Origin of the sequence: Streptomyces sp. NPDC060209 (assembly GCF_042728155.1) — a bacterium.
Lineage (GTDB): Bacteria > Actinomycetota > Actinomycetes > Streptomycetales > Streptomycetaceae > Streptomyces.
The window spans coordinates 1-6996 of sequence record NZ_JBHWZS010000395.1 but is presented as its reverse complement, the minus strand read 5'-3'; the positions used below and the strand labels follow the sequence as shown (position 1 = coordinate 6996).

General features: G+C 71.0%; 6 protein-coding genes. 3 read left to right on the top strand and 3 right to left on the bottom strand.

The window, feature by feature from the left end:
* Positions 1-3 precede the first annotated feature (3 nt).
* The 3 genes from ACFWFI_RS39285 to ACFWFI_RS39275 form a co-directional block, all read right to left on the bottom strand.
* Positions 4-585 (bottom strand): N-acetylmuramoyl-L-alanine amidase, encoded by a 582-nt coding sequence (locus ACFWFI_RS39285; protein ID WP_387400187.1) that lies wholly within the window; start codon positions 583-585, stop codon positions 4-6.
* An 88-nt stretch (positions 586-673) separates the two neighbouring features.
* Positions 674-1966: an SWIM zinc finger family protein gene (locus ACFWFI_RS39280; protein ID WP_387400184.1), complete on the bottom strand. Its 1293-nt coding sequence runs from the start codon at positions 1964-1966 to the stop codon at positions 674-676.
* A complete protein-coding gene (locus tag ACFWFI_RS39275; protein WP_387400181.1) occupies positions 1963-4839 on the bottom strand; it encodes a DEAD/DEAH box helicase in 2877 nt (958 codons plus the stop codon). The genes ACFWFI_RS39280 and ACFWFI_RS39275 overlap by 4 nt, the downstream gene beginning before the upstream one ends.
* A gap of 258 nt (positions 4840-5097) precedes the next feature.
* Here ACFWFI_RS39275 and ACFWFI_RS39270 point away from each other — a divergent pair, with 258 nt between their 5' ends.
* The 3 genes from ACFWFI_RS39270 (at position 5098) to ACFWFI_RS39260 (ending at position 6979) form a co-directional block, all read left to right on the top strand.
* Complete coding sequence (locus ACFWFI_RS39270) at positions 5098-6162, top strand: fatty acid desaturase family protein (RefSeq protein WP_387400179.1); 1065 nt, start codon at positions 5098-5100, stop codon at positions 6160-6162.
* Between the two features lie 95 nt (positions 6163-6257).
* Positions 6258-6440, top strand: a complete 183-nt coding sequence (locus ACFWFI_RS39265; RefSeq protein ID WP_387400177.1) for a hypothetical protein — start codon at positions 6258-6260, stop codon at positions 6438-6440.
* Positions 6437-6979 carry an MOSC domain-containing protein gene (locus ACFWFI_RS39260; RefSeq protein ID WP_387400189.1) on the top strand — a complete coding sequence of 181 codons (543 nt, stop codon included), beginning with the start codon at positions 6437-6439 and terminating at the stop codon, positions 6977-6979. Before ACFWFI_RS39265 ends, ACFWFI_RS39260 begins: the two co-directional genes overlap by 4 nt.
* The last annotated feature ends 17 nt before the right edge of the window (positions 6980-6996 follow it).

Here is a 6996-nt window from a genome sequence, read left to right as displayed (position 1 = left end):
GGCCTAGACCAGGTTGACGAGGCGGATGTAGCGCACCCAGTCCCAGTTGACCCCGGGGTCGGTGTGGTCGCTGCCCGGTACCTCGTGGTGGCCGATGATGTGGGCGCGGTCCTTGGTCAGGCCGTAGCGGTCGCAGATGTCCGCGGTGAGCCTCGCCGACCTCTCGTACATCGTGTGTGTGAAGTACGAGGGCTGATCGACCCAGCCCTCGTGCTCGATGCCGATGCTGCGGGTGTTGTAGTCCCAGTTCCCCGCATGCCAGGCGATGTCCCGTTCCCGCACGCACTGGGCCACGAATCCGTCCCCCGAGCGCACCACGTAGTGGGCGGAGACCTGTTTGGCCGGGTTCTGGAAGATGCCGATCGTCTCGGTGAACGTCTGCTGGGCGACGTGGATGATGACGCGGTCGACCGGATAGGCCGAAGGGCGGCTCGAAGCCGTGCAGTTGGACGTGGACGCGGGAAACCACTGTGCCGCGGGATAGTCCGTGTCCGCCGTCGGCGCTGCCACGGCGCGGACCGAGGCCGGCAGGAGCGCCGCGGCGGCCGTGACCGCGGCGCCCTGAAGAATCCGTCTGCGCTGCATCAGCACTCCTGTGCGTGGGACGTGGTCCGGTCTACGGCACAACACGCGCCGCCCCACCGTACGGTTCCACGCGAACGCCCCGGCCCCCTCAGGAGCCGGACAGCACTCCGGCCAGCGCGGCAGCCGGATCGTCCTCCGCCGGCCCGGCCGGCACCCAACGGCCACGCTCCTTGGCGTACGGCCACCATCGCCCGTCCCGCCCGTACCGCAGCTGCGCACCGGAACCGGCCACGGTCCAGCGGTTGTCGGCGCCGCGGAGCTGCGGACCCTCGCCCTCCTCCCATGCCGCGGCGAGCTGTGCCCGGGCCCGGGCGAGCTCGTCCGGGCCGGGCAGCCACTCCTCGTCGCACACCGCGAGCGCGGCCGCCCCGCCGTACCGCCAAGCCCGTACGGAGATCTCGAGCCCGGCCGGACCGCGTCCGGCAGCCGCGGCAAGGCGCGCCGTCAGCCGGGCGCCGGGCCGGCCGTCGGCAGCGAGCCGCACCGCGTCCTGCTCCGGTGTCAGCCCGGGTGCCAGGGGCTGCTGTTCGTGGCCCGCTGCGAGTGCCTCCGCCAGCATCGCGAATGCCCGGACGGCGCTGTCAGCCGCGAGGAACTCCAGCCCCGAGGGGTCGATGCCCGCAGCCGGATCCGTCTCCGAGTCCAGCGAAGGCGGCAGGCCCGGCTCCACGGGAAGGGGAGGGGGAGGGGGCAGCGGCGGCAGGATGTCCCGCGCCGCGTACGCCTCGTCGGCCCGCACCCCCCGCGAGGCCGGTTCGTCGGCCGGATCCTCCGCCGGCGTCTCGGCACCCGACCCACGGACGGCACGAGCGGCGCTGCGCACCTGCAACTCGTCCAGCAGCCGCCGCTCGTCGCGTCCCCGCAACAGCAGCAACACGAAGGGATCCTGGTCGAGCAGCCGCGCCACCTGATAGCACAGGGCGCCCGAATGCGAGCAGTGGTCCCAGGCCTCGCAGCTGCACTCCGGTTCCAGGTCGCCGATTCCCGGCAGCAGATCGAGGCCGGCCGCGGCCGCGTCCTCCACCAGGTGCGGTGGCATCTCACGGTCGAGCAGCGCGGCGATGTGCCCGGACCGTTCGGACGCCATGTCCAGGAAACGGTCCCATTCCTCCTCGCTCAGCTCCTGGAGCAGCACATCACTGCGGTACGGGGTCGAGTCCTGGTCCTGCACCACCGCGGTGAGCCGGCCGGGCCGGACGGACACAGCGCCGACCCTGCCCTCGCGGGCCAGCCTCCGCCCCCTCTTGAGCTGCCCACCGTCGAGCGCCGTGTCCTCCAGCGCCTTCAGCCACGCCCGCCCCCACCACGACGACGCGAATCCGCGGCCCTGCGCGGGCGGAAGCGCGGCAAACGTCCGTTCCGGCTCGTAACCCTCGTTCATCGTGCGCCCCCTCGCAGCTCGACCAGCTCGGCCAGATCCGCATCGCTCAGTTCCGTCAGCGCGGCCTCGCCGCTGCCCAGCACCGCGTCCGCGAGCCCCTGTTTCCGGGCCAGCATGGCTGCGATCCGGTCCTCGATGGTTCCCTCGGCGATCAGCCGGTGCACCTGGACCGGCTGGGTCTGCCCGATCCTGTACGCACGGTCGGTGGCCTGTGCCTCCACGGCCGGATTCCACCAGCGGTCGAAATGCACGACATGACCCGCGCGGGTGAGGTTGAGCCCCGTACCCGCGGCCTTGAGCGACAGCAGGAACACCGGTGACTCGCCGGCCTGGAAGCGGTTCACCATCGCCTCCCGCTCGGCGACCGGGGTACCACCGTGCAAGAACTGGGTGAGGATTCCCCGCGCCGCCAGATGCTGTTCCAGCAGCCGCGCCATCCGCACGTACTGGGTGAACACCAGCACGCTCGCGCCCTCCGCGAGGATCGTGTCGAGCAGCTCGTCCAGCAGCTCCACCTTCCCCGACCGGTCCACGATCCGCGGCTGTTCCTCCTTGAGGTACTGCGCCGGGTGGTTGCAGATCTGTTTGAGCGCGGTAAGCAGCTTCATGACCAGCCCGCGCCGGGCGAAACCGTCCGCGCCGGAGATCTCGTCGAGCGTCTCGCGCACCACCGCCTCGTACAGACCGGTCTGCTCCGCCGTGAGGGACACGGCACGGTCGGTCTCCGTCTTCGGCGGAAGCTCCGGTGCGATGCCGGGGTCGGACTTGTGGCGCCGGAGAAGGAAAGGGCGGACCAGCGAGGCGAGCCGTTCGGCCGCGGCCGGGTCGTTGCCTCCCTCCACCGCACTCGCGTAGCGGGTACGGAACGTACCGAGCCGCCCGAGCAGTCCCGGGGTCGTCCAGTCGAGGATCGCCCACAGCTCGGAGAGGTTGTTCTCCACCGGGGTACCGGTGAGGGCGACGCGGGCCCGCGCCCCGATGGTGCGTAGCTGCCTGGCGGTCGCCGAATGCGGGTTCTTGACGTGCTGCGCCTCGTCGGCGACGAGCATGCCCCAGGAGGCCTGGGCCAGCCGCGCCGCGTCGAGGCGCATCGTGCCGTAGGTGGTGAGGACGAACTCGCCGTCCGCCAGGCCCTCCAGGGAGCGCGACCCGCCGTGGAAGCGGCGTACCGGTGTGCCTGGGGCGAACTTCTCGATCTCCCGCTGCCAGTTGCCCATGAGGGAGGTGGGGCACACCACGAGCGTGGGCCCCGCGGCCGATTCGCTGCCCTGCCGGTGCAGATGGAGCGCGATCAGCGTGATCGTCTTGCCCAGTCCCATGTCGTCGGCGAGGCAGCAGCCGAGGCCGAGCGAGGTCATGGTGTGCAGCCAGTTCAGGCCGCGCAGCTGGTAGTCGCGCAGACTCGCGTCGAGCGCGTCCGGCTGTCCGACCGTCCTGCGGTCCCGCGCCTCAGGGTCGGCGATCATTTCGCGCAACTGCTCGAGCCAGCCCGTCGCGGCCACTTCCACCCGGCGGCCGTCGACCTCGGTGGTCCCGGTGAGCACCGCCCCCAGCGCGTCGATGGGGGTGACCTTGCGGTCCCGGGTCTCCCGGGCGCGCCGGGCGTCCTCCGGGTCGATGAGCACCCACTGGTCACGCAGTCTGACCAGCGGTCTGCCCGCCTCCGCCAGCCGGTCGAGCTCCGCCCGGCTCAGCTTCCTGTCGCCCAGCGCGAACCGCCAGTCGAACGCCAGCAGTGCGTCGGCCGACAGGAAGGACGGAGTGTCCGATCCGGTCCGCGCAGCCGACTCGCCGTCGTCGTCCTGAGGGCCGATCACCGCTCGCGCGGTGAGCTTCCTCGCCAGCTCCTTGGGCCAGTGCACCTGGACACCCGTCGCCGCGAGCGCCCTGGCCGCCGGGCCCAGCAGCTCCGCGATCTCCTCGTCGGCAGGCTCGACGGCGTCCGGAACCGCCGCCGACAGAAGGGGCGTCAGCGGGGGCCAGGCGCGGGCGGCGCGCCGCAGTGCGAGCAGGGCGTCCATGCGGGCACGCGGACCGAACAGTGACGCGGCGGGGGAGCGGTCGGCCCACACATCGGCCGCGTCGGCGACCAGAGCGGGATCCTGGACGCTGTGGATCTGCAGGACCGCACGGAACGAGGGCGCGCCGTCGTCATCATCGTCCAGGCCCGCCGCATCGCCGAGTCCCGAGACCTCGACGCGCAGGGAGAGCCGCACGCCCGCATCGTGGCCGGCCGCCACATCGGCCGCCCACGGCCGCAGTCCGGGCAGATGCTGTGGGGCCCGGGTGGCGAACGCCGGTGTGCCCGTGACGAATTCGGCCGCCGGAGTGCGTGGCAGACCGTCCACGACCGCGTCGAGGAACGACCGCAGCAGCGACTCCGGCTCGGGCAGCATCACAGGACCGACCGCCACGTCGAGCGGCACCGCGTGGGCGTCGGGCGGCATGGACGCGGCCAGCACCCGGATCCGCTCCAGATCGTCCGCGGTCAGCGGGCCGGCCCGCCAGGCATCGCGGTCCGTGGCGCTCAGCCCGGGCAGCAGCAGTCCGCGGGCGACGAGTTGGAGCGCGAGGACCCCGGCCGCGCCCCAGAAAGCCGCAGAAGGGGAGGCATGGGCGTCCGCCCGCGCCCGCGTCAGGACCGGCAGCGCGTCCCGTACGGGCACCAGCAACGCCGGGACCGCGTAAGGGCGGACGTCGCCTCCGACGACGGTCAGCTCCGTCGGACTCCCTGGATCACCGGGAGGGGTGCTACCGTCCGCATTCCAGAACGCGATCAGGCCGGTACGGGCCGGATCCGCGGGGAGGAAGACTGCGGAGCAGCGGGACAGTTCAGAGATCTCGTTGAGCGTTGCCGCAGGGAGCCTGTGCACAGCGATGTCAGATTCCTCAAATTTGACTAGTGAGCCCGGGGTCGCCGAGGGTACTCCACCCACGGCCCGTTCCGGGAGAGATGCACTGTGACCCACCTCACTCATTTCTGCCTTCTGAAGCTTGGGGTGCAGCCCGCACCACCACCGGACACGGGGGATTTCCCCCGCACGGCCGGGGTGATGGCGCCATGGCTGCCGCAGGCCCGCCCTCCGTACGTTTGACGAGGTCAGCGCAGATGCCCAGAAACCGGAGACGTCATGCCCCAGGCGGCAGCAGCCACCGTTGCGCAACACACCCGCGACGGATCGGAGAGTCCGGGGAGCCCTCAGGCCCCCGGAAGTGATTTCGCACCGCTTCTGAAGACCGTCAAGGGGCAGGGACTCCTGGAACGGCGCACCGGCTGGTACGCGGCGGGGATAGCCGCCAACCTGGCCGCCCTCGGAGCCGTGATCGCCGGCATGGTGCTCCTCGGTGACACCTGGTGGAACCTGTTCCTCGCCCTCCCGCTGGCAGTCTTCTGGACCCGCACGGCCTTCTTCGGCCACGACGCGGGCCATGCCCAGATAACCGGCGACCGCAAGGCCGCCAGGGTCGTGGGCCTCGTGCACGCCAATCTTCTCCTCGGTATGAACGAAGCCTGGTGGAACGACAAGCACGTACGCCATCACGCCAACCCGAACCACATAGACAAGGACCCCGACGTCGGCGTCGGCGCCCTGGTGTGGACCCAGAAGCAGGCCGCCCAGCGCGAGGGTTTCGCCCGCTGGCTCACCCGCAACCAGGCGCGGCTCTTCTTCCCGATGCTGCTCCTCGAAGGCATCGCCCTCAAGATCTACGGCTTCCAGTTCCTGCGGCGGCAGCCCGCCGGTGAGCGCGTGCTGTCCGGTCTTCTGCTGGCCGGCCATCTGGCGCTCTACGCAGCGCTGCTCCTGACCGTCATGTCCCCGGGCAAGGCCCTCGTCTTCGCCCTCGTGCACCACGCGCTGTTCGGCCTCCACCTGGGCATGGCGTTCGCCCCGAACCACAAGGGCATGGAGATGCCCGACCCCGACGGTGACCGCTGGGGGCACCTGCAGCGCCAGGTCCTCACCTCGCGCAACGTCCGGGGCGCCTTCCTCACCGACTGGTTCCTCGGCGGCCTCAACTACCAGATCGAGCACCACCTCTTCCCGAGCATGCCCCGTCCCCACCTGCGACTGGCACAGCCGCTGGTGAAGGCGCACTGCGCATCGATCGGGATGCCGTACGCGGAGACGGGCATCGTCGAGTCCTACCGGCAGGCGCTGCATCACATGCACGAGGTCGGCGAGCCCCTCCGGTAGACCGCCGCGAGCTTGTGCCGCGCAGCCGGAACCGACGGGGACGCACAAGCGTTCTCCCAGCAGGAGCGGCTCCGGCCGTGGAGGAGGCACGGATCATGTCGAACGGTGCAAAGATCGCCATCGGGGGAGTCGTCGCGGCAGTAGTCCTGATTCCGTTCATCGGTTTCTGGTGGTCGCTGCTGGTCCTCATCGGCGTACCCACGGTCGGGTACCTGATGCTCGACCCGTCACAGCGGCGCAGGCTCCGCAGGATCACCCGTAAGGAGATAGGGCGCTGAACAGCACAGTCGTCGCGGTGAGCAGCAACGGCGTGTACTCCTTCACCAAGCCGAACAGGGACGGTGTCACGCTCCTGGCCGGACTCGGTGTGGAGGGCGACATCCACGCAGGTGTCACGGTGAAGCACCGCTCCCGGGTGGCCCAGGACCCGACGCAGCCCAATCTGCGGCAGGTCCACCTCATTCACCAGGAGCTCTTCACCGAGCTCCGGGACGCGGGATTCGAGGTCGGCCCGGGGGACCTCGGGGAGAACGTCACCACCAGCGGGATCGATCTCCTCTCCCTCCCCGTGGGCACCCTGCTCCACCTCGGCGACGAGGCCGTCGTCGAGGTGACCGGCCTGAGGAACCCGTGCCTGCAGATCGACAACTTCCAGGACGGACTGCTCAAGCAGGTCGTGGGCCGCGCGGACGACGGCCCCCGCGGGCGCAAGGCCGGGATCATGGGCGTCGTCAGGACCGGCGGAGTCGGAACGCCCCGGGGCGCGGGCAAGAACCAGCAGCCCCCCGCACCCCCCCCCCCCCAGGAACCCGAGTAGTACACACGGGCCGGGCC

Coding starts and splice junctions, on each gene's coding strand:
- ACFWFI_RS39285 (WP_387400187.1), bottom strand. CDS start 585: ATGCAGCGCAGACGGATTCTTCAGGGCGCCGCGGTCACGGCCGCCGCG.
- ACFWFI_RS39280 (WP_387400184.1), bottom strand. CDS start 1,966: ATGAACGAGGGTTACGAGCCGGAACGGACGTTTGCCGCGCTTCCGCCC.
- ACFWFI_RS39270 (WP_387400179.1), top strand. CDS start 5,098: ATGCCCCAGGCGGCAGCAGCCACCGTTGCGCAACACACCCGCGACGGA.
- ACFWFI_RS39265 (WP_387400177.1), top strand. CDS start 6,258: ATGTCGAACGGTGCAAAGATCGCCATCGGGGGAGTCGTCGCGGCAGTA.